Annotated in this window: 21 protein-coding genes and 1 riboswitch; of the genes, 4 read left to right on the top strand and 17 right to left on the bottom strand. The window is 54.2% G+C overall.

Annotation, left to right across the window (positions count from 1 at the left end; all coding sequences use genetic code 11):
* Positions 1–332 precede the first annotated feature (332 nt).
* Positions 333–4,103 carry a carbohydrate binding domain-containing protein gene (locus tag C173_RS13460; protein ID WP_036725570.1) on the bottom strand — a complete coding sequence of 1,257 codons (3,771 nt, stop codon included), beginning with the start codon at positions 4,101–4,103 and terminating at the stop codon, positions 333–335.
* Positions 4,104–4,185: 82 nt separating this feature from the next.
* Positions 4,186–7,185, bottom strand: coding sequence for a carbohydrate binding domain-containing protein (locus C173_RS13465; protein ID WP_036725572.1), 3,000 nt, complete (start codon positions 7,183–7,185; stop codon positions 4,186–4,188).
* Positions 7,186–7,506: 321 nt separating this feature from the next.
* Here C173_RS13465 and C173_RS13470 point away from each other — a divergent pair, with 321 nt between their 5' ends.
* Entirely contained in the window at positions 7,507–8,457 is a 951-nt protein-coding gene (locus C173_RS13470; protein ID WP_036725573.1) for a hypothetical protein, read from the top strand.
* A 66-nt stretch (positions 8,458–8,523) separates the two neighbouring features.
* On the opposite strand, the gene C173_RS13475 is transcribed toward C173_RS13470, so the two are convergent.
* Complete coding sequence (locus tag C173_RS13475; RefSeq protein ID WP_036725617.1) at positions 8,524–10,227, bottom strand: fumarate hydratase; 1,704 nt, start codon at positions 10,225–10,227, stop codon at positions 8,524–8,526.
* 104 nt (positions 10,228–10,331) lie between these two features.
* On the opposite strand from C173_RS13475, the gene yfbR reads away from it, so the two are divergent.
* Entirely contained in the window at positions 10,332–10,976 is a 645-nt protein-coding gene (yfbR, locus tag C173_RS13480; protein WP_155991445.1) for a 5'-deoxynucleotidase, read from the top strand.
* A gap of 329 nt (positions 10,977–11,305) precedes the next feature.
* Here yfbR and thiH read toward each other — a convergent pair whose 3' ends face one another.
* From thiH to C173_RS13510, 6 genes are all read right to left on the bottom strand, one after another.
* Complete coding sequence (thiH, locus tag C173_RS13485; protein ID WP_081751165.1) at positions 11,306–12,478, bottom strand: 2-iminoacetate synthase ThiH; 1,173 nt, start codon at positions 12,476–12,478, stop codon at positions 11,306–11,308.
* 28 nt (positions 12,479–12,506) lie between these two features.
* On the bottom strand, positions 12,507–13,271 hold the full coding sequence (locus C173_RS13490) for a thiazole synthase (RefSeq protein WP_036725576.1): 765 nt from the start codon (positions 13,269–13,271) through the stop codon (positions 12,507–12,509).
* A 30-nt stretch (positions 13,272–13,301) separates the two neighbouring features.
* Positions 13,302–13,505: a sulfur carrier protein ThiS gene (gene thiS / locus C173_RS13495; protein WP_036725578.1), complete on the bottom strand. Its 204-nt coding sequence runs from the start codon at positions 13,503–13,505 to the stop codon at positions 13,302–13,304.
* Positions 13,502–14,167, bottom strand: coding sequence for a thiamine phosphate synthase (locus C173_RS13500; RefSeq protein ID WP_063830911.1), 666 nt, complete (start codon positions 14,165–14,167; stop codon positions 13,502–13,504). Before C173_RS13500 ends, thiS begins: the two co-directional genes overlap by 4 nt.
* A 129-nt stretch (positions 14,168–14,296) precedes the next feature.
* Positions 14,297–14,399, bottom strand: a riboswitch (TPP riboswitch).
* A gap of 55 nt (positions 14,400–14,454) precedes the next feature.
* Positions 14,455–14,991, bottom strand: coding sequence for a hypothetical protein (locus C173_RS34220; RefSeq protein WP_155991448.1), 537 nt, complete (start codon positions 14,989–14,991; stop codon positions 14,455–14,457).
* 170 nt (positions 14,992–15,161) lie between these two features.
* Positions 15,162–16,034, bottom strand: coding sequence for an SDR family oxidoreductase (locus tag C173_RS13510; protein ID WP_036725582.1), 873 nt, complete (start codon positions 16,032–16,034; stop codon positions 15,162–15,164).
* 302 nt (positions 16,035–16,336) lie between these two features.
* Between C173_RS13510 and C173_RS13515 the strand changes: the two genes are divergently transcribed.
* Positions 16,337–16,864 carry a GNAT family N-acetyltransferase gene (locus tag C173_RS13515; RefSeq protein ID WP_036725584.1) on the top strand — a complete coding sequence of 176 codons (528 nt, stop codon included), beginning with the start codon at positions 16,337–16,339 and terminating at the stop codon, positions 16,862–16,864.
* Between the two features lie 592 nt (positions 16,865–17,456).
* On the opposite strand, the gene C173_RS13520 is transcribed toward C173_RS13515, so the two are convergent.
* The 5 genes from C173_RS13520 to citZ all read right to left on the bottom strand — a co-directional run bounded on the left by C173_RS13520 (position 17,457) and on the right by citZ (position 22,916).
* Positions 17,457–18,707 carry an S-layer homology domain-containing protein gene (locus tag C173_RS13520; protein ID WP_036725586.1) on the bottom strand — a complete coding sequence of 417 codons (1,251 nt, stop codon included), beginning with the start codon at positions 18,705–18,707 and terminating at the stop codon, positions 17,457–17,459.
* Between the two features lie 181 nt (positions 18,708–18,888).
* Positions 18,889–19,314: a hypothetical protein gene (locus C173_RS13525; RefSeq protein WP_036695834.1), complete on the bottom strand. Its 426-nt coding sequence runs from the start codon at positions 19,312–19,314 to the stop codon at positions 18,889–18,891.
* A 49-nt stretch (positions 19,315–19,363) separates the two neighbouring features.
* A complete protein-coding gene (gene mdh / locus C173_RS13530) occupies positions 19,364–20,305 on the bottom strand; it encodes a malate dehydrogenase (protein WP_036725589.1) in 942 nt (313 codons plus the stop codon).
* Between the two features lie 100 nt (positions 20,306–20,405).
* The gene (gene icd / locus C173_RS13535; RefSeq protein ID WP_036725590.1) at positions 20,406–21,701 is read right to left on the bottom strand and encodes an NADP-dependent isocitrate dehydrogenase; all 1,296 of its coding nucleotides are present in this window, start codon (positions 21,699–21,701) and stop codon (positions 20,406–20,408) included.
* A 102-nt stretch (positions 21,702–21,803) separates the two neighbouring features.
* Positions 21,804–22,916: a citrate synthase gene (gene citZ, locus C173_RS13540; protein WP_036725592.1), complete on the bottom strand. Its 1,113-nt coding sequence runs from the start codon at positions 22,914–22,916 to the stop codon at positions 21,804–21,806.
* A gap of 391 nt (positions 22,917–23,307) precedes the next feature.
* Here citZ and ytvI point away from each other — a divergent pair, with 391 nt between their 5' ends.
* A complete protein-coding gene (ytvI, locus tag C173_RS13545) occupies positions 23,308–24,423 on the top strand; it encodes a sporulation integral membrane protein YtvI (RefSeq protein ID WP_036725593.1) in 1,116 nt (371 codons plus the stop codon).
* Between the two features lie 107 nt (positions 24,424–24,530).
* Here the strand turns inward: ytvI and C173_RS13550 are convergent, their stop codons facing one another.
* The 3 genes from C173_RS13550 to C173_RS13560 are packed head-to-tail and all read right to left on the bottom strand — an operon-like array spanning position 24,531 to position 26,669.
* Positions 24,531–24,929 carry an FxsA family protein gene (locus C173_RS13550; protein ID WP_036695825.1) on the bottom strand — a complete coding sequence of 133 codons (399 nt, stop codon included), beginning with the start codon at positions 24,927–24,929 and terminating at the stop codon, positions 24,531–24,533.
* A 29-nt stretch (positions 24,930–24,958) separates the two neighbouring features.
* Positions 24,959–25,438, bottom strand: a complete 480-nt coding sequence (locus C173_RS13555) for an acyl-CoA thioesterase (protein ID WP_036725595.1) — start codon at positions 25,436–25,438, stop codon at positions 24,959–24,961.
* A 49-nt stretch (positions 25,439–25,487) separates the two neighbouring features.
* Entirely contained in the window at positions 25,488–26,669 is a 1,182-nt protein-coding gene (locus tag C173_RS13560; RefSeq protein WP_036725624.1) for an MFS transporter, read from the bottom strand.
* Positions 26,670–26,673: the final 4 nt, after the last annotated feature.

A 26,673-nucleotide genomic window follows, 5' to 3' on the forward strand; every position in this document is an offset into this window, starting at 1 on the left:
CGCACGTGCACATTGTGTTCGGTTTTTCGATTACATTTGGCACGTACACCCCCGACCGGCTCATTGTGATCGGTTTTTCGATTACATTTGGCACGTACACTCCCAACCTTCGCATTGTGATCGGTTTTCCGATTACATTTGGCACGTGCACTCCCAACCTGCACATTGTGATCGGTTTTTCGATTACATTTGGCACGTGCACTCCCAACCTGCGCATTGTGATCGGTTTTTCGATTACATTTAGCACGCACACCTCCAATCAGAAAACGCCCTTCCTAATTGGCATACTACACCACTTAGAAAGGGCGGCCCCGTTTTGTTACTTACATGCGCTACTGATCCTTCCAGCGCTGCACGGTCAGTGTGACCGTCTGCGACCCGCCTGACGTAGTGAGCGTCCGGTTCGCAATATCTGCACCGCTGGATGCGGTCTCTACTGTGCCCCAGCTTCCGCGCGTCAGCTTATACATCACGGCGCTGCCTGCCGGAAGATTCAAGGTGATGGAATAGACGCCATCACTGCCACAGGTCAGCAGATAGGCCGGATCTGCCGCATTCCAGCTGTTGAACGAACCGCTCAGATAAACAGGAGCATTCGCCGGAGTCGAACCTGGTACGTTAACCCGGAAGGTTACGCTATCCGCCTGCGGTTCCCCGGAGGTCAGGCTTCCCCCAACCAGACTGGAGCTACCGGTGCCAAAATGATAGTTATTCCCGCCATTGTTATCCCAGGTCCCGCTGCCGTTATTGAAGGCTGCAGTTAGGCCTGTGGCGCTGCCGTGCGGAATGGTAATCGACTTGTAGCCGCTGAAAGTAGAAGCCTGCATCTGTACACCCGGTGAAGTCGTCCAGGTGGTTGCCCCATCCAGCTTGTAATGGATATACGAATTACTGAAGGCTGTATTCTTGTAATAGATCGTCGCGGTGTTGCCCGCCGAAGTGGCAGTTGGCACAGGTGTCGCCGTTGGCGCTACGGTTGGTGTTGCACTCGGAGCTACCGTCGGTGTTGCGGTCGGCGCTACAGTTGGTGTAGCAGTCGGTGCTACGGTTGGTGCCACCGTAGGAGCCACGGTCGGTGTAACCGTCGGAGCTACACTCGGCGATGCAGTTGGCGCAGCAGGACCGCCCGGCTGGATTTTGCCAGAGCCGGTGTAGGTCCAGGTGCCGGTGCCGAACAGATAATTGCTGCCGCCGTTGCTGTCCCAGGTGCCGCTGCCGTTGTTGAAGCAGGCTTCGAGCTGGGTAACTGCGCCGATGTTAATGGTGATTTTGTTATAACCCGCTACCTCGGCGGCCGGAATCGCTACGCCTGGGGCTGTCGTCCAGGTCCCCCCAACCGGACGGTAATGAATGTAAGGAGTGGAATACCCCTGCTTGTAATAGATCGTTACATTATTGCCCGCCGGTGTGGTGGCAGTAGCTGCTGCACTGAAGCCGGAGAGGTTACCGGAGGCATCATAGGCTTTTACTCTGTATTCATATGTTGTACTGGCCGACAAGCCACTATCTGTATATGAGGTGGAAGCTGTTGTTCCGATTTTGACGCCATTGCGGTAGATCTCATAGCCGGTAACACGAATATTATCTGAAGCGGCATTCCAGGTCAGCCCGATAGAAGAAGCATTAACCACTGTGGCCTGAACATTGACTGGAACAGCCGGAGCTTCAGTATCCGGGACAGCGGGCACATCTGTGATGAACGGATGCGTCCCTTCAATAGTACCTTGCATGCTCTCCGTATATTTGCCGTTCGCCAGCGTATATTTGCCGGCACCGACATAGACCTGCTGGATATCACTTTTGGTCACATTGCCCTTAGCATCCTTGGCTTCAATGTAGTAGTCTAACAGCTGATCGCGGTAATCGGAGATGTAGGAGAAATACAGATTCCCGATATCCGTGGCCGGAACCTTCTGCATAACCGTCTTACTGCTTGGCTGCCAGTCAACACCGTTAATATCGGCGCTCAGGTCGCGGACATTCATCGGGTATTCCGTCCACGCGCCAACCTTGGCAGGTTCAATACCAGGTACTCCGGCTGCGGCCAGACCTGCGGGATCATAGACTTTAAAAGTATTATCCGCTACGTCAGCCGTCTTATCGCGGTGTGCCCGGACCTTCACCTTGATCTCGCTGATTCCGCTGGTGTCGAACGCATACGTATAGATGGCAAAAGCATTATTGTAATGCTGCAGGGTCCAGCCCTCTGCCTTGCTGACATTGGCGCTGCCCGGATTGTACGGGTAACGCTGGGGCCACCAGACGGAGGGGCCGGTTTTGTCTTTAGCCAGCTTTTGCGATACATAGGGCTTGGAGAAGTATAACGATTGATTGAAGGACAAGGCCGGCTTCACGCTGTCATCCACATTCTCATCGTAATAGCCGAATCCCGAATCCATCGCAGGCAGGAGGAAATACCAGGCCAACTCAGCGGGATTGGCACCTCCAGCATAGTCATTCGCCGTGTTGCCCTTCACAGGATAGGAGAGCATCCACGGATTCAATTGGTTGCCTTCGTAAGTCACCTCACGGTCCAGCGGGTTCGCAGGCTTCCAATAATTCGGATGCTCCTCCAGCCAGATCTGCTCAGCAGTCTTGGCATAGTTCAGGGAAGCCTGTAACAGTGCGAAATTACGCTCCAGATAATGATAGCCCTTCTCGAAGGATACCGTCATGCCTTCCTCGACACCCGCCAGATTCTTCTTCGGGGCGTAAGCAGTCCCGTTCACCTGATTGAAGGCCGCGAACTGGCCTTTCCAGATCCCAAACGGCAGATGCCAATGGTACCAGGTCGGATCAGAGGACGAATCCCGGGTATCGATCCAGGAGCCGTCCTGCACATGAACCACATCGGATGCGGCCGGTGTATTGCTGCGCAGATACTCATCGATCCCCATACTGGTCACACCGCTGCTGGCATAGGTAACATTCCCGGCATTGCGCCAGGTCTCCTCGGAGCCGGCCCGGCCCGAAGAATTATCCCCGTCATGGGCCACGACAAAAATCTGCTTCTGCGCGACCAGATTCTCATACGGCTTAAGCGCGTCTGCTTTTACCTGGCCCAGATACCCTTCTTCCCAGGACTGCGCCTGGGCGACAGGCACGCCGACCACTCTCGATTCTGCCCCTGTTGCCGGGTCCACATAACGGACCCAATGGGCCGTTGAGGCAAAAGGATATTTATTATAGACCACCTGCTGCTCATTGAACATCGGCTCACTCACCCAGGCTCCGGCTGTACTGACATTCTGCAGATCGCTGCGGTTGGGCGGTGAGATCATCGTATCTGTGCCTGGACTGTCCAGCAGCGGATAATCCTTAAGTGTGCGGGAGAAGTGGTTGTTGCCGATCACGGACCACTGGATGCCAAGCTTGTTCAGCACCGGGATCATCCGCTCTGAAAACCCCAGCTCTGTCGGAAAAAATCCCTTAGACGACTTGTAGCTGCTGCCCAGGAAATAAGGCTGAGCCATCGTGGCTCCATGATAGATCATATCCTTGAGCAAATAGTCATTGCCGACCAGCGGTCCCATCGAATGGTGTCCGGAGAAATGGATCAGGTCGAGCATGTTGTCGCCGCCTGTGGTCCGAAGCTGATTCACGGCATTCTTCCACGGGGTTCCCCAGGCCGGATTATTGTATCCGCTTACATTTCCTTGTTGAATAATACTGTTCACATTGTTCACCACGGACCCCGACATAGTAACATGCATCTGCGCCTGGGGATGATTGCTGTGCAGTGTGTTCGCCACACTCCAGGGCCAGGTTAAATACGCGCCCGTCTTGGCGTGATGGGAATAGTAAGAGACCAGATCATCGTGGGGCATGGGAGTTCCATTCGGCAGATAATAGGGATAACCTGCGGGCGGATTCTGCTTCAGTTGGATCACTTCACCATCGTAGGTATAGCGGATCGGACTGCCTACAGGAGTGGAATTGTAAGTGTTCAAGTCATAGTAAGCCCAGAAATTCGGCATATGATTATGGTAGACATGCGTAGCGGCAATCTCTGCCGAGACAGGGGACACTAATGCCGGAACGCTCAGAAGCCCGCCCAGGAGCAGGGCTGTAATCTTGCGCAGGGACCTGGAGGTCTTGGTCATGGTTCAACTCCTTCTTATCGGGTTCATTCTTCGTCAAAAAAACGGGGGCGGCGGACATCCATCCCCCGCCCCCTCAAGCGGCTTACTGATCCTTCCAGCGCTGCACGCTTAGTGTCACTGTCTGTGCTCCGCCTGCCGGTGTGAGCGTCCGGTTCGCAATATCTGCACCGCTGGATACGGTCTCTACTGTGCCCCAGCTTCCGCGCGTCAGCTTATATGTCACGGCGCTGCCTGCTGGAAGGTTCAAGGTGATGGAATAGACGCCGTCACTGCCACGGGTCAGCAGATAGGCTGCATCTGCCGCATTCCAGCTGTTGAACGAACCCGTCAGATAGACCGGAGCATTCGCCGGAGTGGATCCCGGTACGCTAACCCGGAAGGTTACGCTGTCTGCCTGCGGTTCCCCGGAGGTCAAGCTTCCCCCAACCAGACTGGAACTGCCGGTGCCAAAATGATAGTTATTCCCGCCATTGTTATCCCAGGTCCCGCTGCCGTTATTAAAGGCTGCGGTTAGACCTGTGGCGCTGCCAAGCGGAATGGTAATGGCTTTGTAGCCACTGAAAGTAGAGGCCTGCATCTGCACACCCGGTGAAGTCGTCCAGGTTGTCGCCCCATCCAGCTTGTAATGGATATACGAATTACTGAAGGCTGTATTCTTGTAATAGATCGTCGCAGTGTTGCCCGCCGGAGTGGCGGTTGGCACAGGGGTCGCCGTTGGCGCTACGGTCGGTGATGCTGTTGGTGTTGCACTCGGTGCTACGGTTGGTGTAGCAGTCGGTGCTACGGTTGGTGCCACCGTAGGCGTCACAGTCGGTGTCGCTGTTGGTGCTACGGTTGGTGTAGCCGTTGGCGTCACCGGACCGCCTGCCTGGATATTGCCTGTAGGCGTATAGGTCCAGGTACCGGTGCCGAACAGATAATTACTGCCGCCATTGCTGTCCCAGGTGCCGCTGCCGTTATTGAAGCAGGCTTCGAGCTGGGTGGCTGCGCCGATGTTGATGGTGATTTTGTTATAGCCCGCTACCTCAGCGGCTGGAATAGCCACACCCGGAGATGTCGTCCAAGTCCCGCCCACTGGGCGGTAATGAATGTACGGATTGGTGTAACCCTGCTTGTAGTAGATTGTCACACTGTTACCGGCAGGGGTAACGATCAGAGCGGCTGCGCTGAAGGCCGACAGATTCATGGCGGCATCATACGCTTTTACCGTATAGGAATAATTAGTGCTGCCTACAAGTCCGTTATCTGTAAAAGAGGTCGTAGCCGAAGTCCCGATCTTCACGCCGTTGCGGTAGATTTCATACCCTGTCACCCCGACATTATCGGTGGAAGCTGACCAGGACACCAGCGCGCTGGAGGCATTCTGTACGGTTGCTGTTACATTTCCCGGAACACTTGGTGCCTGCGTATCGGTTACCGGCTGTGTTTTGGCATAGATTTTGGCGGAGTTGGCGCCCAGGGTAATTGTAATTTGCTTACCAGTGACACCGCCCGCCTGCACGGTCACAGTATCGGAGGGGTTCAACTGGTTCACCAGAACCGTACCTGCGGTTAGTGTGCTCTCGGCGCGCAGCGGCAGCGTTACCGTCTGTGATCCGCCGGATGCATTACTGAATGCGGAGATGACCTCCTGGCCGACATTCGTTCCGCTGTCAATCCGACGGGAGAAGGCGTACAGGTTCTGTGCCGACCACATTTCGCGCTGGGTGCCGGTGCGCAGGGCCGGGTTGTTTTTGCGGATCTCATTGAGCTTGGCTACATGCTTGAAGGTACTGGCATTCTCATTGAAATAATTCTCCAGCACATTGCCGCTTGCATCCCGCTTCACCATCGACCAGCGGTTCCACGTATCCGCGATGCCGCCCGTCATGATCTGCCCGTTGCCATTGCCCTTGTTCTGCTCCGTTCCCTGGAAGACCACAGGCGTTCCACGCACGGTGAAGATAAAGGACAAAGCATTCTGCAGCTTCTCAACACTGCCCCCGGCCTCGGTCAGGAAGCGGTTGCGGTCATGATTGTCGATGAAGGTAACCATATGGTTGGCGTTGCCGCCGTAGTAGGAGTCTTGAGCCAGGGTGCCTTTGATATTCGCGTCAAAAGACTGCCCGTACGCGAAGCTGTTCAGCACGGAGAAGAACAACGGGAAGTCCAGCATCCCCCACTCCTTATTCTGGCCGACCCAGCGGGAGACGAATTCGGCATTGCCGTCGAAATTCTCCCCAAAAGTGTTCACGCCCAGCAAATTTTGCAGCTCGCCGATATCGGTCGGCTTCATCAGCTTGGCCGCATCGACCCGGGCGCCGTCTGCTTCCGTATAGTCAAACCAGCCCTTGATCGAGCTGAAGATGGCCTGCTTGGCGACAGGAACATCAAAGTCGATATCATCCAGACCGCCCAGATCATGATTCTCCAGATAATCCTGGGCCCACTGATCGTACCGTCCGTCGGCAAGAGACCAGTTAATGTCACCATTATGGTGATACCACGCCGGATTATTGAACGGAGCCGCAGGCTGCAATGACGGGATATCATAATACGCCTGTGTGCCCAGCATATAATCGCCGATGTGATTAGGCACGACGTCAATAATGACCTTGATCCCGAGCGCATGTGCGGAATCTACAAGTTCTTTCAGCTTTTCTTTGGTGCCGAAGTAAGGGTTGGCCTTGTTCGGATCTTTGACATTGTAGCCGTGGTAGGCAGTGTTCTTGCCTGTACCGTTGTTCTCACGGTTAGTCATCTGGGGCTCGGCTACCGGTGAGATCCAGATCGCGGTATAGCCCATATTGTGAATATACGGGAGCTTGTCAATGACCCCCTGCCAGTCCCCGCCCTTCATATACCGGAAATCCTCCTCCGAGTTCTCCCCGTAGCGGATAGCCGCGCCTGTTGCATTATTGGAAGAATCCCCGTCATGGAAGCGGTCAACCATAATCTGATAAATCGTGTCATTCTCGGTTACTGTACCAATACTGGCTGCTTCCACCTTGGCTGGAGGCAGGACAAACAGATTCATCATGATCGACAATACAATGGATGCGATTAGAACGGGAACAAGCAAGCGGTTACGTTTTCTTTTCATTCCTCATCTCCCTCTCATGTAAACCGAATGCAACACACTTTCAGTAACGAGTAAGCTGCCGTCAATAAATTCAATCTTTTTAACATAGGGAAACCGGTTTCCCCACTAAAAATTAACATGTCCATGTATGCGCTGTCAAGACATATAATTTATAACTTCCACAAGCCGCATCCTATAGGGGCTGCCGACTCTGCAAAACATGAAAAAAATATTATTCCGCACAGCCGAATAGCTGTAGGTGCTTTTCAGGAACCGGTTGCCTCCAGAAAATATAGTGTTAGACTGATAAATAAAAATGCTGCAATATAAGGGGGCGATATTATAATGAGCCCATCCATTCTGCGGGACGGATTAAGAATCATCTCTTCATGTAAAAAAGACACAGGGGATATCTGGCAGGCTCACTTTGGTGCTGCCGCTATTGGCAGTTATTTTTTTATTAAAACGAATAATCCGGCACCAGAGCTTGCCCGACTTGTAGCTTTGCAGACCGAAGCGATGATCCAAAGGATAATTGGGGAGAACGGTATACAACATCGTACCGGCTGTGACGAGCGGCTAGCTGTAACTGCCATACTTGAGGCCCTCGATACAACGATTGATGAGTTAAACTGGGTCGGTCATAATGTGATTTACAGCGCATCGTGTCTGCTCTCCATTCACGAACTTAAGGGCTGGGGAAGTACGGAGGATCTTGCAGGAATAACCGATCTTATCCGCTCGTTTGAGCGGACAATTCCGGGGCGGTCATGGATTGGCTTCTCTGCTTCCGAGGTGAAGAGGGTAGAGGTTACAGACGAGGACGGCTTTCCGGTCATCTCGACGCCCGGCGAGCTTTCTTCGCTTGTGCTGGAAGAATTAGCTCATTTCCCTGTCATTTACCGGGCAGAAGCACATCATGATCTGATCGGTCATATGCTGACTTTCTCCCACGCGTTAAACATCCTGTATGACCTTGGCCATGTCTCCTTTTTCCAAAGAGGGTTGCCGCCTTTAATGAAATTGATTAAAGTTCTGCGCCACAGCCGTAACCTTGTACCTGGAGAACCCATCAAGCTGGTTTCACCTGTCGATCATTTGCCCCTGAAGCCGGCTGAGCGTGCGGACGTATTGCCGACCGACATTAAGTTTTGGCAAAAGGACTATAGCGGGCAGGATTGGGATTATGGTCACGTGTTTAAATTCACCCATAGCTTCTATGACCATTTGCAGCGTGTAGAGCACAAGAAAGAGTCGTATATTGAAAAATTCCGGTATACGCTAATTCAATAAAACAGCGTCAGTCTATGGACATTACGCTCGTCCATGGCTGACGCTGTTTCTTTGTTTGAGGTCCTGTTACTTAAACACCGGCTCGCGGAACTGGGCCAGCTTGGCGGCGGAATCCTTTTCGACATCGGCATGGAGGCTGTTGCCGTGCGCATCCATGGTCACGATCGCTGCGAAGCCGTCCACCTGCAGATGCCACATCGCTTCAGGAATGCCGAATTCCATGAAGTCTACGGCGTTGACCTTCTTGATACATTCTGCGTAATACTGCGCCGCACCGCCGATTGCATTGAGGTAGACCGCGCCGTGCTCCCCTAACGCCTTGAGGGTCTTGGGTCCCATACCGCCTTTGCCGATTACAGCGCGGATGCCGAACTTCTTAATAATATCGCCCTGATACGGCTCCTCGCGGATACTGGTCGTCGGGCCAGCCGCCTTCACATGCCAGCCTTCATCATCCTTCAGCATGACCGGGCCACAGTGATAAATGACGGCACCGTTCAGATCGACAGGGGTGTCGTGATCCATGAGGTATTTGTGCAGGGCATCGCGGCCGGTGTGCATCTCGCCGGAGAGGATCACCACATCGCCGACGCGCAGGCTGCGGATATCCTCCTCGCTGATCGGTGTGGTCAGACGGATCTCGCGCGAGCCGCCTGAGCCAGCGGAAGCTGCCGCAGCCGGTTCAGATCCTGCCCCATTCCCTGAAACGGCTGCATCCGAAGCTGCTTCACCCGTCCCGGATACAATAGCCGGTGCCGCAGGAATCGTAGCATCCTCTGGCACCACGCCGGAAGCTGTACGTTCTGCCGCAGCTACACCCACAGGTTCAGCAACCGGCTGCGGTGCAGCTTCCCCCTCAACAGATATCCCGGTGCCGCTCTCATACAGCCAATCCTGAATGTCACCAGTAGCCGGATGAACCAGAATGCCCTGGCGGCGGAAGGCCCAGCAGTTATAGGCTACAGAGACAAAGAAGCTGGCAGGCAGCCGGTTCATTACCCCGATTTTGCAGCCCAGCAGCGTCACTTCACCGCCGAAGCCCATCGTGCCGATTCCGAGCTTATTGGCATTCTCCATAATGTAATTCTCCAGCTTGCCCAAATCTTCATTAGGATTCACATCCTCAACCTTGCGGAACAGCTGCTTCTTCGCCAGCTCATAGCCCGTGGTACGGTCACCGCCGATGCCTACACCAATGAATCCTGCGCTACAGCCTTGGCCCTGCGCCTGATACACGGAATGCAGGATGCACTTGCGGATACCGTCGAGATCGCGTCCGGCTTTGCCGAGTCCCTCCAGCTCTGCCGGAAGGCTGTACTGGATGTTCTTATTCTCGCAGCCGCCGCCCTTCAGGATCAGCCGGACGTCAATGCTCTCTTCCTCCCACTGCTCGAAGTGAATCACCGGAGTCCCTGCCCCCAGATTATCCCCGCTGTTCTCGCCGGTTAGCGAATCCACGGAATTGGGACGCAGCTTGCCGTTCTTCGTAGCGCGGATAATTGCGCTGTGAATATCCTTCTTCATCTCTATCTGATTCACGCCCACCGGCGTATGAATGATAAAAGTCGGCATCCCCGTATCCTGGCAGATCGGCGATATTTGCTGCTCCGCCATCCCGATATTCTGCGCTATCGTGGTTAGTGCCAGTCCGGAGCGTGTCGCCCGGTCTTCCAGCGCCCGCCCTCTGGCCACTGCCCGGCGCACATCTCCCGGCAGGTTCGTGGAGGTCTCTACAATCAAATTATAAATGCTCTCTTCAAAATGCTGCATCTTCATTCAGTCTCCTCTCCATCTGGTTCAAGCGGCCCTAACTCTGGTACAATTAGTTACTATAATAGCACATTAAGCTGCTCATGAAAGGGGTTACTTCAAAATTGAACTACCATTTCTCCGCCTATCTCTACCGGCTGCAATATATCCAGCGCTGGAGCCTCATGCGCAGCACCGCTCCGGAGAACGTGGCGCAGCATTCGTTCCAGGTCGCCCTGCTGGCGCACATGCTGTGCACCATCGGCAATGCCCATTTCGGCCGCTCGCTGAACGCCGACCGCGCATCCACAATGGCGCTGTTCCACGACGCCACCGAGGTCTTCACCGGCGACATCGCTACGCCGGTGAAGCATGACAACTCGCGTCTGCTGTCCAGCTTCCGCGAGATGGAGCAGGTGGCCGCCGACCGGCTGGCGGCCATGATCCCGCCGGAGCTGAGCGCAGTCTATGCGCCGCTCCTGCAGCCGCACACCAGCCCGCCCGGCTCCGAGGATGCCGGACTGCTCCGCTACGTCAAGGCAGCGGATGTGCTGGACGCTTACCTGAAATGCGTCTGGGAGGTCGCCGCAGGCAACCGCGAATTCGCCGCAGCCAGGGAGCAGACCGCCGCGAAGCTGCATGTGCTGGAGATGCCTGAGATGGAGTATTTCCTTAAACACATGGCTCCGGGCTTCGAGATGTCGCTGGACGAGCTGTCTTCCAGTGCGAGTCAGGGACAGTCTGCCGGAGAGCCTGAATCTATAGAGTAGATAGAGTACACATTCCCATGTGTTGGCTCCTAGCGTTGGCTGATATACTTACGTGTTAACAATGCTATGCGAATGCCTCTCTTAAACGGCCCGCATTTTCTCCATCCGCACCAATTGTGTTCGGTTTTTCGCCTACATTGGGCCCACATGCAACTTATAACCCTTATACAATGCAAATAACCCGCCAAGAAGCGGGTTATTTGCATATAGTCACGTTAAGTTAGGCACGATTAGTCTGGTCAAGTTAAGTTAGGCACGGTTAGTCTGGTCAGTTTAAGTTGATTCGCTTAGTCTAGTCAAGTTAAGTTCATTCGTTTATCCTGATCAGTTTAAATTACATCCGGTTTGGTCACATCAGGCTCAACCAGATTCAGCCTGCCTATCTCAAACCCAAGCGGCTCGGACAGGATATCCCAGTCCTTGAATACCGGCTGGAGTCCTTGCGAACGCAGCATCTCGGCCATCTCGTTCACGCTGCGGTTGTCCGAGATTTCAAACTGCGGCGTTCCCCCTTCCAGGGAATGTCCGCCCACTTCGGTGGATACCCCTGCGGACATCTTCGTGATGCCGAGCTGAACCAGATGATCGCGCAGAGCGGCCGGCTCGCGTGTGGACAGTGAGATCCCGGAGCGCGGCAGAAATAGGCGGTACGCCAGGATGATCTGCACCAGCGCACGGTCGGTAACATCGCTTGCGGGGTTGAATTCGCCTAAGTAAGGCCGGAATCTGGGAGTCGACAGCCCGATTTCGCATTCCGGGTACTTGTCCTGCAGATATCTCGCATGCAGCGCAGTGGCCAGCGCCTCCTGGCGCCATTCGTACATGCCAAGCAGGGCTCCGATATTCACCGAACGGAACCCGGCTTGACAGCCCCGTTCGGGAGCGTCCAGACGGTTGCGGTAGACGCGTTTGGGTCCTTTTACATGCAGCGCACGATAAGTTTCCTGATGGTAGACCTCCTGATAGAGCGTCAGACCGTCCACGCCAGCTTCTCTGAGCTCAGCATATTCTGCTGTCGAGAGCGGATTCACTTCAATGCTGACGGAGGCAAAATAGCGGCGCAGCACATTCACGCAGTCCCTCACATAACCGGCCGGACTGTCCCTGCGGGATTCTCCGGTCAGAATCAGAATGTGGCGCAGGCCTGTGGCTGCGATGGTCTCCGCTTCCCGGGCGACCTGCTCCAGCGTCAGTTTTTTGCGCGGAAAATCATAAATAGAACTGAAGCTGCAATACGTGCAGTGATTCACGCAATAATCAGCCAGGTACATCGGTGTAAACAGTTGCATCACATGGCCGAAATGCGTACGCGTTAAGCGGTGCGCCTTCTGCGCCATCTCCTCCAGATAAGGCTCCGCTGCCGGTGACAACAGTGCCATCAGCCCCTCTTCATCGACCTGCTCTGCACGAAGCGCACGCTTCACATCCACTGCCGTATACCGGCTCCATAACGTCCCGTAAGGAAGCTGCTCCAGCCGGGTCATCGTCTCATAAAAGCTCATAACCGTTCTCTCCTTCCTATTCCATCTGTCAGGCCAAGAACCCGGTCAACGGTGAAGAGGCTGCCGCCGTCTCTTCCACAGGCCCCAGTCCGGCGAGATGAGCCTTGCGCCCTGCGGCTACCGCGTCACGGAAGGCTTCTGCCATCAGCAGCGGATCCGAGGCGGTGGCAATCGCTGTATTAAGCAACACCGCTGCGGCCCCCATCTCCATCGCCTCAGCCGCCTCGGACGGTCTGCCGATTCCGGCATCCACGATCACCGGCAGATTCGTCTCGGAGATCAGAATCCGGATCAGTTCCTTGGTCTGCAGTCCGCGGTTGGACCCGATCGGCGCTCCCAGCGGCATCACGGCCGCAGCCCCCGCTGCCTTCAACCGCAGGGCGGCGGACAGGTCAGGACTCATATACGGAAGCACCACGAAGCCCTCTGCTGCAAGGATCTCGGTCGCCCGGATGGTCTCCATATTATCCGGCAGCAGATATTTCTGGTCGTTGATGACCTCAATCTTCACCCAGTTCCCCAGCCCCGCCGATCTCGCCAGCCGGGCAATCCGTACTGCTTCCTCTGCGGTGCGCGCACCGGAGGTATTAGGCAGTAAGGTCATATGGGAAGGAATATGGCTGACAATATTGTCACTGCTCTCCGGGTCCACCCGGCGCAGAGCAACGGTAATGACCTGTGAGCCTGATCGCGTAATCACCTCGGGAATGAGGGTGTTGCGGCTGTATTTTCCGGTACCAATGAACAGTCTGCTGGTTAGAGTCACTCCGCCAATCATCAATGGATCTTGCATGTTAACGCCTCCTGGGATAAGTCTTCGTGTTCAGCCTCCGCCTACAAAATGAACCAGCTCCACCCGGTCCCCCTCACTGAGCAGTGTCTCTCCATAAACCTCTCTGCCAGCAAGCTCACCATTCAGCTCGACAATCACCAGCTTACCGGCCCACTCGGGCCGGGAGAGCAGATCCTCCAGTGTCCGGCAGCTCTCTTCGATTCTTTGCCTCTTCCCGTTAACGGTCACATTCATGCCTGTTCACCTCCTGCTGTGCCTTGTGATTGTGCCATTTCCAGCGCTTCAGCCAGCTCTGCTGCCCTGTGGACCGCTTCCCTGTAAGCCCGGGCCGCTGCCACCGGGTCCGGGGCTCCGCAGATCCCCGACATGACAGCAATGCCAGCCGCCCCTTGGGTCAGCACCGCTCCGGCATTACCCGGGGTAATCCCTCCAAGCGCAATCAGCGGGATGCGGCTCCAGCGGACAGCCTCGGCCAGTTGCGCAAGTCCCCGTGCCTGCTGCCCCGGCTTGCAAGCTGTCGGGAAAACATGCCCGTAGAGGCAGAAGTCTGCTCCCCGCCTTCCAGCCTCCGCCGCCTCTTCCCGCGAGTGTACCGATCTGCCGATCCGCAGGTCCGGTGCAAGCCTGCGTGCTGCGGCTGGCGGAAGGCTATGCCAGCCTAACTGTACACCACCTACCCCGGCGGCCAGGGCAACATCGATCCGGTCATTTATGACCAGCTTCGAAGGCGGAACCCCGGCCTGAAGCATCTGCTGCGCCGCCGCCAGCAGTTCGCGGGCGGACATGGCTTTTTCCCGGAGATGGATATAATCCACCATGGGATGTACCGCCGCAGCCAGCTCCGCAAGCTTCTCAGGGTGGAGCCGCCCGTCTGAGATGACATGAATTTCGTACAACGCCTTTCCCCCTCCTGTCTGTCCCAGCTCACACTACACCTCTCCACAACACAAAAAAGACCGCCCCCGTAAAGGAAGCAGTCTGGAATAGAAACAGGAATACCGGTACTGACCGTATACCCCCGCTGCAATATTCGTTCTCCACTTCCCTACGCTGGTATAACCCAGATCAGGTTCAAAGGGTCCGAGCAGATACGCCCGTCTCAGCCTTGCGGCTCCCCTAGTGATCGTTCTATGCTATTGTTTGGCCTTGCTTTTTGTATATTAGCATATAATTCCTGTTAGAGCTATTCTTTCGTAGATTTTACTTCAATTACAAAAGCCACGGATGAACTCCCTTCTGAAAATTTACCATCCTCGGATGTCCAGAATGCTGATATGCCGTAGTAATAAACGCCTTGTTCTTTTGGAGCATTAAAAGAGCCGTTCTTCAATGGAATTTGCACTTCTTTATCATCGACAAATTGCTGAACGGTTAACCCGCCGGGTGCCGGTTTATAAGTAAAAGCAACATTGATCCCCCCCTCAGGGGCTATAACAGTGGGAGTAACCCCCTGTACCATGGATTGTCCTCCTACATAATCCGCACATCCTAATTTTCCCCAGCAATAGCTGCCTTGGGTAACCGGAATTTGGGTTTTCCCGGAAGTAACAAGGGGTAGCGGCGGCGATTCCTGTGTAATTCTAATCCCAATGCTTTTTGCATTTCCTTCCAATCTTGTATTTGCCACAAGTCTCCCTGCAAAAGGAGTCAAATAAATGAAGACTACCAGAAAAACTAAAATCCCCGCTGCAGATAGAATGAATCCTTTTTTTCTAAGCATCCCAATCCCCTATTCATATCAAATTATCTAAATAGACGGAATTATATTGTAATAGTTACAAGCGCTGAAAAAAAGCCTGCCGGCAAGCGGTTAGGCTTTTTTAAAATAAAATTTATATGTTGCACACGTGCCGATTAAAGAATCTGCATCCAGATCTTATTCTGCACCCATTATCCGTTGACAACCTCGCCGCCATTCACATGTATCACCTGTCCGCTCACATAGGAGGAATCGTCCGAGGCCAGGTATACATACGCCGGTGCCAGCTCTTCAGGCTGCCCCGGGCGCTTCATCGGCTGGGTGCCGCCGAACTCACTGACCTTCTTCGCGTCAAAGGTGGACGGAATCAGCGGGGTCCAGATCGGTCCGGGCGCTACCGCGTTCACGCGGATGCCCTTATCGGCCAGATTCATTGACAGCGAACGGGTGAAGCTGAGAATGGCTCCTTTGGTGGACGAATAGTCCAGCAGCTGCGGGCTGCCGCGATACGCCGTGATGGAAGTCGTGTTAATGATCGTAGCGCCTTTTTTAAGATGAGGCATAGCTGCCTTCGTCAGGTAGAACATGGAGAAAATATTCGTCCGGAACGTACGCTCCAGCTGCTCCGCTGTAATGTCCTCAATATGGTCCTGCGGATGCTGCTCCGCCGCATTGTTGATCAGGATGTCAAGCTTGCCGAGTCCTTCAACCGTTTGACGAATCAAGCTCTGACAGAAGCATTCGTCCCCGATATCCCCGGCGATCAGAATACACGTTCTGCCCTCCTGCTCCACCTGGCGTTTGGTCTCTTCCGCATCCTCATGCTCGTTCAAGTAGGAGATCACCACATCCGCGCCCTCCTTGGCAAAATGAACGGCAACCGCACGCCCGATCCCGCTGTCGCCTCCCGTAATGAGTGCAGCCTTGCCCAGCAGCTTGCCTGCTGCCTTGTACGCCGGTGTCTCAAACTCCGGGAGCGGGTTCATCTCACTCTCAATTCCCGGGCGCTGATCCTGTACCTGCGGGGGCAGAGTTTTGACAGGTTGTTTGTTAGTGTCTGGCATAATCCATTCTCCTTTCGCTGTCCACAGTATTGTTGATTAATCATGTTAGCATGGCTTAAGGTCTGGTGTTTATGCATCAGGCAGTGTGCCTGCTTGACTGTACGTTATGTTACTTACCACACTTGGCAGCCGCCCAAACAGCCAATCTTCATTCAACGGTGCCTATATCGGAACGGTAGTACGGTAAGCAACGAACGTTTCCAAAAAGAATATTATCTATATCCGCTAAGGGGAATGTCCTATACTTTGTGGGGAACCACGGCAAGATCGTATCGAAATCATACTAGCAGGAGGTTTACAAAATGAACGCAAGAATCACACTATCTCCGGTCACCCCGGACGATATCGATTTCATCACAGAACTGGAGACCAACACCGCCCTCTGGCCCTTCGAGGATATGATTCCAACTGACAAGGAGGGCGTCCGGAAGACTGTGGCGGAACGAATCGATAGCGATTGGCATAGACAATTCCTGATAAGGCTGGCTTCCCCGGAGGCAACCCCTGTAGGGGAAGTGCATATACACTGGTACGTAAAAGAGCGCGAGAGCTGGGAGTTGGGCTACAGCCTGTTCCCTGAATACCGGGGGCAAGGCTACGGCACCGAGGCGGCACAGCTGGTCTTGAAGCTTGCTTTTGAAGAATGGAAGGCCCACAGGGTCGTGGCTATGTGCAATGAATATAATACCGCATCCATCAAGGTGCTGGAACGCTTGGGCCTGACCCGCGAAGGCGTATTCCGGGAAGAAATACACTGGAATGACCAGTGGGTGAACCAATACTTTTATGCGATACTGGACCGGGAGTACCGGGCGATTATCGGGATATAGCGGAAGGATGCTGTATACGGTTTTTAGCATACATAAGACCAACATGGCTTCATGGTGCAATTGTATTCGGTTATCTGTAAAAACACGTCTTCTGCGATAAACGCAGGCCTACCTGGCGCGTCCAGTCTAATTGTGTTCGGTTTTTCGATTACATTCAACCTACGCGGCACGTCCAGTCCAATTGTATTCGGTTTTTCGATTACATTCGGCCTACCTGGCACGTCCAGTCCATTTGTGTTCGGTTTTTCGATTACATTCGGCCTACCTGGCGCGTCCAGTCTAATTGTGTTCGGTTTTTCGATTACATTCGGCCTACCTGGCATACCCAGTCCAATTGTGTTCGGTTTTTCGATTACATTCGGCCTACGCGGCGCGTTCATTCCATTTGTGTTAAGTTTCCCGGGTTACATATGTTAAATAAATGAAAAGACGACATTCTGTTTTTAGCCACGTTGCTCATTTTCATGCTGGAGCTGTGCCTTGAAAGACATGTTTGTTTTCGCATACATCGGGTCGATATCTCTTCATAGCAGTACATCGCCCCTCATGACAAGACCTCACTCCTTGGGATAACGGCCTTATTTCCAGAACTCTATTCATCTTCCTTCACAATTGCATCCTGAACCTTACCCGCACCCCTAACCTTTGTTGAAGTATTTAGAATCGCCTGCGTCACCGTTGTCCCTTCATCCAGCTCTATCTTAACCCCTGTTGCAGTGGCAGCGGTCTTAAGCGTGCGTATGGAGCCTTTTTGCAGGTGGAGGAAGGGTCCTTTGGCTTCAATGTTCACATCTCCGAAATTGCCGTTAAGCGTCACTACGATCCCGGCTGCAAGGCCGGATGGCAGATCAATATCTGTGAACCCGTCTCCGGTACCCTCCCCCTCTTCCAGATTTACACCGGACTGTACCGACAATGCCTTCACCCAGGTTGTACCTTCGGTGAGCAGGCGGGCAGTTCCACTATTCTTCTGCACAATCACTTGGTTCATGGTTGTGTTTTTGAGCTGCACTGAGGGATCTCCGCTTCCCTGTATGATGACCTTGCCTAGTACTTCAACACTGTCCAAGTTCACCTCTCCGTTGCCGATTCCTTCCTCCAGGACCAGGTCTCCAAAAATCTTCAGATTCTGCAGCAGCACATCATAGCCGGATACAGTGACATTATTATAGTATTTGATAGCTCCTGGTTTAAAGCTTCCGAGCCCCTCAGAACGGCCGATAGTTACACTCTGCAAGCCGCCGCTTGTGACATTGTAATAATCCAGCAGTGCAATTGCTTCGGCCCGGGTCATCGCCTGTTCTGGAGCAAACCGCCCGTCCGGGTACCCCTTCATTCCTCCGTCATTGATCAGTGCAGCGACATCGGCTTCACTCCAGCCTGCAATCTGATCCTTATCGCTGAACATGGATAATACCTCCGTGCTTCCCGTCTCAAAATACATCATTCTGCTCACCATAATCGCCGCCTCCTGGCGCATAACGGGATCGCCCGGACGAATCGTGCCTCCGTAACCCTTGATGATGCCCACTTCCAGCGCTTTCGAGATTTCTTCGTATGCCCAGCTCGTCTTAGGCAGATCGCTGAAATCAGCCTTCACCTTGCTCTCAGTCGTCAGCCCGGCCAACTGGTTGATTAACGCGATAAATTCCGCTCTAGTGATCGCCTGATCCGGCCGGACTGACCCGTCCGCGAATCCCTTCAGCCATCCCTTTTCCAGCCAGCGGCTCATCTGCTTCTGCGCCCAGTGTCCTTCATAATCGGCTGCCGCAGACATATGCCCGGCTGAACCCAGCAGCAAGCCCAGACTCAGCCCGACCGTTACTAATTTTCTTCCTATCATTACTGCGCTCACTCCTAAGTATGTATGTGATGCCAAATGAACCAAGCACCTAATCACAGTGTACCGGAATACATAGCCGTTGGGAACAATATCCAACCATGTGCATCCAGACATGCGAAACAGCCCTGGAGGCCGAGGCTTCCAGAGCTGTTATCACACTGCCCATCCGGCAGCAGGTTATTTAGATAATTGTGTTGTATACCATGAAAAAGATCATGACGACCAGCGAGACCATCAGCAGCAGACTCATGGTACGGATCTTGGCAGTCTCCGCAGAGACATCGCGGTTCTCTCTCATGCCAGCCGCAGCAAGGCGCAGGGGCTTGGTCATAATCCCGCCGAACGCGAACATAGCCAGCAGAAGCACCGTAACAATGATCATCCAGGGTACAGAATACTCGCCCTTAGTCATCATGTAGCCGCCGGTCAGCAGCTGAATCACCAGCCCGTATTGGGCAAAGCGGTTGAAGCCGCCGATTGCACTGAGCGTGCCTTCCTTCGCCGGGGAGGACAGCTTAGCCGTCCCGCTTAAGATAAACGGCAACACCAGATAGAAACCGAGTGCCAGTGTCCCGATCATATGCAGAAAAAAGAAAACATGACCCATCATAATCTCCTCCAATTTCAATTTGAGGGGCTCCGGCAGATTGCCGGGGTTACATAGTTACCGAAGAAGTCACCGCGCGGACCGAATCAGCGGACTGGTCGAGTGCCGCCTGTTCCTCCGCCGTAAGCTCCAGTTCAAAAATCCGCTCAATGCCCTCTGCTCCCAAAAGCGCAGGAACTCCCATGAACAGGTTCTCATAGCCGTATTCACCCTCAAGCAGAGCGATTACCGGTATGATCCGTTTCTTGTCCTTGAGAATAGCCTCCGCCATCTGAACCAGGGATGCTGCCGGAGCATAGTACGCGCTGCCGTTCCCAAGCAGGCTGACAATTTCACCGCCGCCCACACGGGTACGCTGCACAATCTCTGCAATGCGATCTGCCGGGATAAGCGTCTCGATGGGAATACCGCCTACGCTGGAATAACGCACTAACGGCACCATATCGTCGCCATGGCCGCCCAGCACGAAGCCGCGTACATCCTCTACCGATACATTAAGCTCCTGAGCGATGAAGGTGCAGTAGCGGGCCGTATCCAGCACCCCGGATTGCCCGATGACACGGTTCTTGGGGAAGCCGAGCGCATGATAGGCCACGTATGTCATCGCATCCACCGGATTGGTCAGTATGATCACAATGGACTCTGGGGCCACGCGCTTCACATTCCCGCAGACCGATCTGACGATATTCGCATTGGTATTGACCAGATCCTCACGGCTCATGCCGGGCCCCCGGGCAATCCCTGCGGTAATAATAACGATGTCAGAATCCGCTGCGTCCTCATAGCTCGAAGTTCCGGTAATTTGAGCATCGAAGTTCTGCACGGGTCCCGCTTGGAGCATATCCAGCACCTTGCCCTTGGTAGGATTCTCAAGCTGAGGAATGTCAAGCAGCACTACATTGCCAAGCTCCTTCTGGGCAAGCATAAGCGCCGTGGTCGCGCCGGTGAATCCGGCACCTACGACAGTGATTTTTGAACGTTTGATCGCCACGGTAGCCCTCCTAACCTGATGATAGTCTGAAGGCGGCCTACATAGATATAAGCTACACGGATGTGCAGCTTATATCTGTAGTATTTACCGGCCCGGCCTCTTACAGATGGTTGATGATCTCGTCAGCAAAAGCAGAGCATTTCAGCTCAGTCGCGCCTTCCATCTGGCGGGCAAAGTCGTAAGTAACCGTCTTGTTGTTAATCGCCGTACTCATTCCCTGGTAGATCAGGTCAGCCGCTTCCTGCCAGCCCAGATGCTCAAGCAGCATAACGCCGGAGAGAATAACAGAGCCCGGATTCACTACATCCTTGTCAGCATACTTAGGTGCCGTACCATGTGTAGCTTCGAAAATAGCATGTCCCGTAATATAGTTAATATTCGCTCCCGGAGCGATACCGATGCCGCCAATCTGGGCAGCCAGTGCGTCGGAGAGATAGTCACCGTTCAGGTTCAGCGTTGCAATGACATCGAAGTCTGTCGGGCGTGTCAATACCTGCTGAAGCGCAATGTCCGCAATGGCATCCTTCACGATGATCTTGCCTGCAGCTTCGGCTTCCTTCTGGGCAGCATTCGCAGCCGCTTCACCGTCGCGTTCCTTGATGACATCGTACTGGTTCCAGGTGAAGACCTTATCGCCGAACTCTTGTTCAGCCACTTCATAGCCCCAGTTCTTAAAGGCGCCTTCAGTGAACTTCATGATGTTGCCTTTGTGTACCAGGGTTACGCTCTTGCGTCCGTGCTTGATCGCATACTCTACTGCTGAACGAACAAGGCGTTTCGAGCCTTCCTCGGATACAGGCTTAATACCGATACCGGATGTTTCCGGGAAGCGGATTTTGTTCACACCCATTTCCTTCTGCAGGAATTCGATTACCTTTTTCACTTCGGCAGAGCCTTCCTGATATTCGATACCAGCATAGATATCCTCTGTATTCTCACGGAAAATAACCATATCCACCAGCTCAGGATGCTTCACCGGAGAAGGAACGCCGTCGAAGTAGCGCACCGGGCGCAGACATACGTACAGGTCAAGCTCCTGGCGCAGCGCTACGTTCAGGGAGCGGATACCTCCTCCAATCGGAGTGGTCAGCGGGCCCTTGATGGCCACAATATACTCACGGATCGCTTCCAGCGTGTCGTTCGGCAGCCATTCACCATATGTATTGAAGGCCTTCTCGCCGGCAAACACTTCGTACCACGCAATTTTCTTCTTGCCGCCGTAGGCTTTCTCTACAGCTGCATCCAGCACCCGCTTGGAGGCTTTCCAAATGTCACGGCCTGTCCCGTCACCCTCGATGAATGGAATGATCGGCTGATCCGGAACCAGCAGCTTGCCGTCTTCGATTGTAATTTGTTCGCCTTCTGTGGGCAGATCGTATTGTTCCAGTTTCAACATTGGTAGATATTCCTCCTAAAAGTATGATGTATAAGCATTCATATCATTCATTGTACTAAAGGGGTAGAGCAGCCCGCAAGGGCCGCCCTCCCTGCCAGCCTGTTATCGCTCGTCTACAGGGACGTACTTCATGTCGGACATGCCTGTATATTCCGCACGCGGACGGATGATACGGTTGTCTTCGTATTGCTCCAGAATGTGCGCCGTCCAGCCCGAAGTACGGCTGATTGCGAAGATAGGGGTGAACAGCTCCCGTTCAATCCCCAGCTGTGTGTAGACCGATGCCGAATAGAAGTCGACGTTTGGTTTCAGCCCCTTTTGGCTGGTGATCAGCTCTTCCACCTTGACGGACATGTCATAAAGACTGGTGTCATTCTTCATCGTGCCCAGCTCGCTGGACATCTTCATCAGGTGCTTGGCGCGCGGGTCGCCGTTCTTGTAGACACGGTGTCCGAAGCCCATAATCTTCTCGCGGCGCTCCAGCTTGCCCTGGATATACGGCTCTACCGCATCCAGGCTGCCGATCTCCTCAAGCATCTTCATCACAGCTTCATTCGCCCCGCCATGCAGCGGCCCTTTAAGCGCCCCGATCGCTGAGGTCACACCGGAATAGATGTCGGACAAGGTCGCAACCGTTACCCGTCCGGCAAAAGTCGAAGCATTCAGCTCATGGTCGGCATGCAGCACAAGCGCCGTATCCAGCGCCTTGACGGATACCGCATCCGGCTCTTTTCCCCACAGCATGTAGAGGAAGTTCTCGGCGATGGTCAAGCCTTCCTTGGGAGCTACCGGCTCCAGGCCTTTGCGGATGCGTGCCAATGCGGCAACTACGGTCGGAATCTGCGCCTGCAGCTTCAGCGCCTTGGTCTGGTTCGCTTCCTTGCTCATATCATCGGCGGCTTCATCGTACAGCGCCAGACTCGATACGGCAGAGCGCAAAGCGGCCATGGTGTTGGCTTCCTTGGGATACAGCTTCATTTGAGTGAGCACCTGCTCCGGGATCGGAGCGTGAGCGCTGAGGTCGCGCCGCAGAGCTTCAAGCTCCGGCACCGTCGGCAGACTGCCGAACCACAGCAAATAAGCGGTCTCCTCAAATGTGGCATGGTCCGCAAGATCGTCAATATCATAGCCGCGGTAAGTGAGCACTCCATCTACGATAGAGCTGATTGAGGAGGTCGTTGCAACAATGCCTTCAAGTCCTTTAGTAGCTGTCATAGTATCTCTCTCCTTTGCCAACAAGAGTGTATAGTGCCGCTTTAAATCTCATGTAAACATTTACATTTCCAAGTATTTCAACTCTCTCAGAAAAAAAGCTTCAGGACCGGCTCAGAAGATTGCAACTAAATTTCTGCTCTTTAACCTTTAATTATCATACCGGATTTTGACGGTTATGTGAACAACGTGGAAGCTTTACAGGACATCAAATGATTTTATCGGAGGGATAGAAAAAAACGAACGCAAATCCTGTTTCATGAACCCGCTTCCAGGTTATGGATATGCCCGCTGTCTGCCCTTTTCTAGCGTTGCTAGTCTTTTCACACCCCCTATGAATATATATAAGACGAGCCGTTGTTTCTGGAATCCGCCAGAGTAGGAGGGACCTAAGATCGATACACTTGTGCTGAAAAGAATGCTGCGCGGCCTCTGGGTCGTGCTTGCCGCCGCCCTGATTCTGCTGGCTGTATATGTACTGCTGCCGCTCCTGTACCCCTTGCTGATCGCCTGGATGCTGGCTTATCTTATGCATCCGCTGGTCCTGATCCTGAAGGGGATGAAGCTCCCCGGCTGGCTCGCTGTATCCCTCTCGCTGCTGTTCTACATCGGAGGCATTGCTCTTGTTCTGACCGCTCTCATCACACGGCTGGTGAAGGAGCTGATCGGGCTGCTCCAGACCTTCGATCTTCATACCGATCAGTGGCGGGAACTGCTGCTGTCCCTGAGCCGTAATGCCAGCATTCAGAATATTATTAACCAAATCAACCAGTTTTACCACGACAACCCGGGTTATCATGCCACCATTGACAGCAATATCAACCGGACCACTGAAACGGTCGGCCAAGCCGTGACGCAGATGATCACCGGCTTCTTCAATATCATCCTGAAGCTGATCTCCTCGCTGCCGAGCCTTGGCACCATTCTGATTGTCATCGTATTGGCCGCCTTTTTCCTGAGCACCGGCTGGGAACGGCATAATGCCAAGCTGACTGCGTGGCTCCCAGCCCCGCTGCTAAGACCGGTGTCGGAGATCTGGAAGGATCTGCGCAAAGCGCTGTTCGGCTACATCCGCGCCCAGCTGGTGCTGATCTCCGTAACGGCGGTAATTGTGATCATTGGCCTGCTGCTGCTGGGGGTCAAATCAGCCTTCGCCATCGGCCTGACCATCGGCATCGTCGATCTGATTCCTTATCTGGGTGTCGGTATCGTCATTCTGCCCTGGGCCTTGTATTCATACATGACCGGGAACATGGCGCTGGCCATCGGGCTGCTGGTGCTCTACGGCATCATCCTGATTACCCGCCAGGTACTGGAGCCCAAGGTACTCGCCAGCAGCATCGGCGTCGATCCGCTCGCCATGCTGATCGGCATGTTCGCCGGCCTTCAGCTGATGGGCATGCTCGGCCTGATTCTCGGCCCGGTGCTGCTCGTTATTCTCGACGCATTCGCCCGCGCCGGCGTATTCCGCGCCCTGCGCACTTATATCCTCAGCGGCAGGCTGCATTAGGGGAAGTGTACAATACTCACCACTCCGTGACACCAAAAAGGCATCCAGCCGCAGCACCCTGCAACTGAACACCTTTTGGCAAGCCTGATTACTTCCTTATTACCCGCTTACCTGCGGTAGAAGGTGAACGTGCCGTTCTTCATCTTCTTCTCGATCCATTTCAGCAGAAAAACCCGGTAAAGCGGCCGGGTCAGCGGAAATACCAGAGTAAAGCCGATCAGATCCGTGACAAACCCCGGCAGAATCAGCAGCAGACCGCCGAAGAAAATACATAAGCCGTCCAGCATGGTCCGTCCGGGCACCCGGCCCTCCTGCATATGTGTTCTGCTGTCCTGCAGCACTTTCTTGCCCTCGAACCGCATCATTAGCAATCCGATGACTGAAGTAGCCAGCATGATCAGCAGCGTCTTGGGCGCTCCAAGAAAGCTTGAGACATAGATGAAACCGAATAATTCCACGGCCGGGACTGCAAATAGGGCGGCCCACAGCCATTTGTTCCTGATCATACTGCTCCTCCTTCTTCTTTACGTTAACGCTATTCTTCTTCCTTCAGCGCAGCCAGGATGGCATGGAACAGCTCAGGCTGTGCCCTGTCGATCCGCACCGGCCTCCATTCCCCGTTCAGCCAGACATGGCTCGTCGAGCCGCTGACCAGAAGCTCGCCTGCGGTCCGCTCCTGCCCTTCCTGACCCGCCGCCATCCGGCGGATTTCATATTCATACACAACCCTAAGAGCCGAGAAGGTGGTTAACCGCGCATACACGGTAATAAGATCATCATATCGCGCGGGGCTTTTAAATTGCAAATCTGCAGAGGTTACCGGCAGCAGCAGACCGAGTCCCTCCAGCCTCTTGTAGTCGAAGCCCAGCTCACGGAACATCTCCGTCCGGCCGCACTCAAACCAGATCAAATAGTTGGCATGATAGACGACGCCCATCTGGTCGGTCTCCTGATAACGTACACGGATGGAGGTACTGTGCCAGCGGCTGGCCCATCCCGGTTGATACGGATTCATATTCATGCTCCTTTCTAAAATACAGTCTACCCGGCAGCCAGCAGAACGCTTAAGCGCCGACACCGCCGGATGCAGACTTCAGCGGCAGCTTGCGGCGAGAGCTTCGGGCGACATAGAACAGAAGTGCTGCGCCCGCAGCCGCACTAAGCATGCAGGAGAGGTTCATCAGCCCGACCCCGCCCTGATTCAGCAGCATCCCGTTCAGCAGATTGCCCAGAATGCCGGCTAACCCGGAGAATACGATGTTAAATACACTTTGCCCGGTCGCCTGCATCTCCGGTGAGGTAATCTTCGATACATATTCAACCGCCGCGATATAAAAGAACCCGAACGAGAGGCCGTGAAGCACCTGTACGCCGATCATGACGGAAGGGTACGGGAAGGCCACCTGAATGCCCCAGCGCAGCACATAGATTAGCGCACCAAGCAGCAGCGTCCGCTCCATGCCGAGCCTGCGGATGACCCGGGAGGCGAAGAACATGGACGGAACATTGGTAATCGACGCCAAGAACAGAGCGATTCCCGCAGAGCTGGTGGACCCGCCGACCGACTGGAAAGCAATCACGAAATAGGTCCCGAAGGCCGTCATGGTCTGATTGACCAGAAAGCTCCCGCCCAGGAAGGCCAGGAAGATGCGGTTGCCGAGCAGCTTTTTGATCCCCTGGGAGAAGGACTGGCTCATCATGTGATTCTCCTCCGCCTGCTTGGGAAGGGTGAAGGCAATGACTACGGCGATGCTATTCAGCAGCAAAAACGGCAGCCAGATGGTCGATACAGAGAACTTGGATACATACTGTCCCCCCGCAATGGCCCCTACGGCGGCGCCTATGCTCATCATCATGCGGATGCTGCCGTAAGTGGCCCCAGCCTTGTTCGCTGCCGCTATGGCGTATGAGTCGGCTATAGGCGCCTGTGTAGAGGAGAAGATCGTGGACACGGTATACACCAGCATCAGCACGATAAAATATTCCGAACGGTACAGGACCGCAAGCACCGCCGGAACCGCCACGCTCAGAATCAGCACCAGCCGTGCCTGGTTATACCGGTCGGAGACCATTCCCCATAAGGGCTGGACACATATGGCGATCAGCGTACCTATAGCCATCAGCACGCCGATCTGGCTGACTTCAAGTCCGTTCGATTTCAGCAGCAGCGAGAGGTAGGAGCCGAAAGAGCCCCCGGCCAGTCCCAGAAACAGATAGAACCCGCGCAGCTTAGTTATTTTTTCCATGGGG

It is taken from the genome of Paenibacillus sp. FSL R7-277 (genome assembly GCF_000517965.1).
GTDB lineage: Bacteria > Bacillota > Bacilli > Paenibacillales > Paenibacillaceae > Paenibacillus_AQ > Paenibacillus_AQ silagei.

Excerpts from the sequence above, each read along its gene's own strand:
- C173_RS13460 (WP_036725570.1), bottom strand. The coding sequence starts at position 4,103 with ATGACCAAGACCTCCAGGTCCCTGCGCAAGATTACAGCCCTGCTCCTG.
- C173_RS13465 (WP_036725572.1), bottom strand. The coding sequence starts at position 7,185 with ATGAAAAGAAAACGTAACCGCTTGCTTGTTCCCGTTCTAATCGCATCC.
- C173_RS13475 (WP_036725617.1), bottom strand. The coding sequence starts at position 10,227 with ATGCAGCATTTTGAAGAGAGCATTTATAATTTGATTGTAGAGACCTCC.
- thiH (WP_081751165.1), bottom strand. The coding sequence starts at position 12,478 with ATGAGCTTTTATGAGACGATGACCCGGCTGGAGCAGCTTCCTTACGGG.
- C173_RS13490 (WP_036725576.1), bottom strand. The coding sequence starts at position 13,271 with ATGCAAGATCCATTGATGATTGGCGGAGTGACTCTAACCAGCAGACTG.
- thiS (WP_036725578.1), bottom strand. The coding sequence starts at position 13,505 with ATGAATGTGACCGTTAACGGGAAGAGGCAAAGAATCGAAGAGAGCTGC.
- C173_RS34220 (WP_155991448.1), bottom strand. The coding sequence starts at position 14,991 with ATGCTTAGAAAAAAAGGATTCATTCTATCTGCAGCGGGGATTTTAGTT.
- C173_RS13510 (WP_036725582.1), bottom strand. The coding sequence starts at position 16,034 with ATGCCAGACACTAACAAACAACCTGTCAAAACTCTGCCCCCGCAGGTA.
- C173_RS13515 (WP_036725584.1), top strand. The coding sequence starts at position 16,337 with ATGAACGCAAGAATCACACTATCTCCGGTCACCCCGGACGATATCGAT.
- C173_RS13520 (WP_036725586.1), bottom strand. The coding sequence starts at position 18,707 with ATGATAGGAAGAAAATTAGTAACGGTCGGGCTGAGTCTGGGCTTGCTG.
- C173_RS13525 (WP_036695834.1), bottom strand. The coding sequence starts at position 19,314 with ATGGGTCATGTTTTCTTTTTTCTGCATATGATCGGGACACTGGCACTC.
- icd (WP_036725590.1), bottom strand. The coding sequence starts at position 21,701 with ATGTTGAAACTGGAACAATACGATCTGCCCACAGAAGGCGAACAAATT.
- citZ (WP_036725592.1), bottom strand. The coding sequence starts at position 22,916 with ATGACAGCTACTAAAGGACTTGAAGGCATTGTTGCAACGACCTCCTCA.
- C173_RS13550 (WP_036695825.1), bottom strand. The coding sequence starts at position 24,929 with ATGATCAGGAACAAATGGCTGTGGGCCGCCCTATTTGCAGTCCCGGCC.
- C173_RS13555 (WP_036725595.1), bottom strand. The coding sequence starts at position 25,438 with ATGAATCCGTATCAACCGGGATGGGCCAGCCGCTGGCACAGTACCTCC.
- C173_RS13560 (WP_036725624.1), bottom strand. The coding sequence starts at position 26,669 with ATGGAAAAAATAACTAAGCTGCGCGGGTTCTATCTGTTTCTGGGACTG.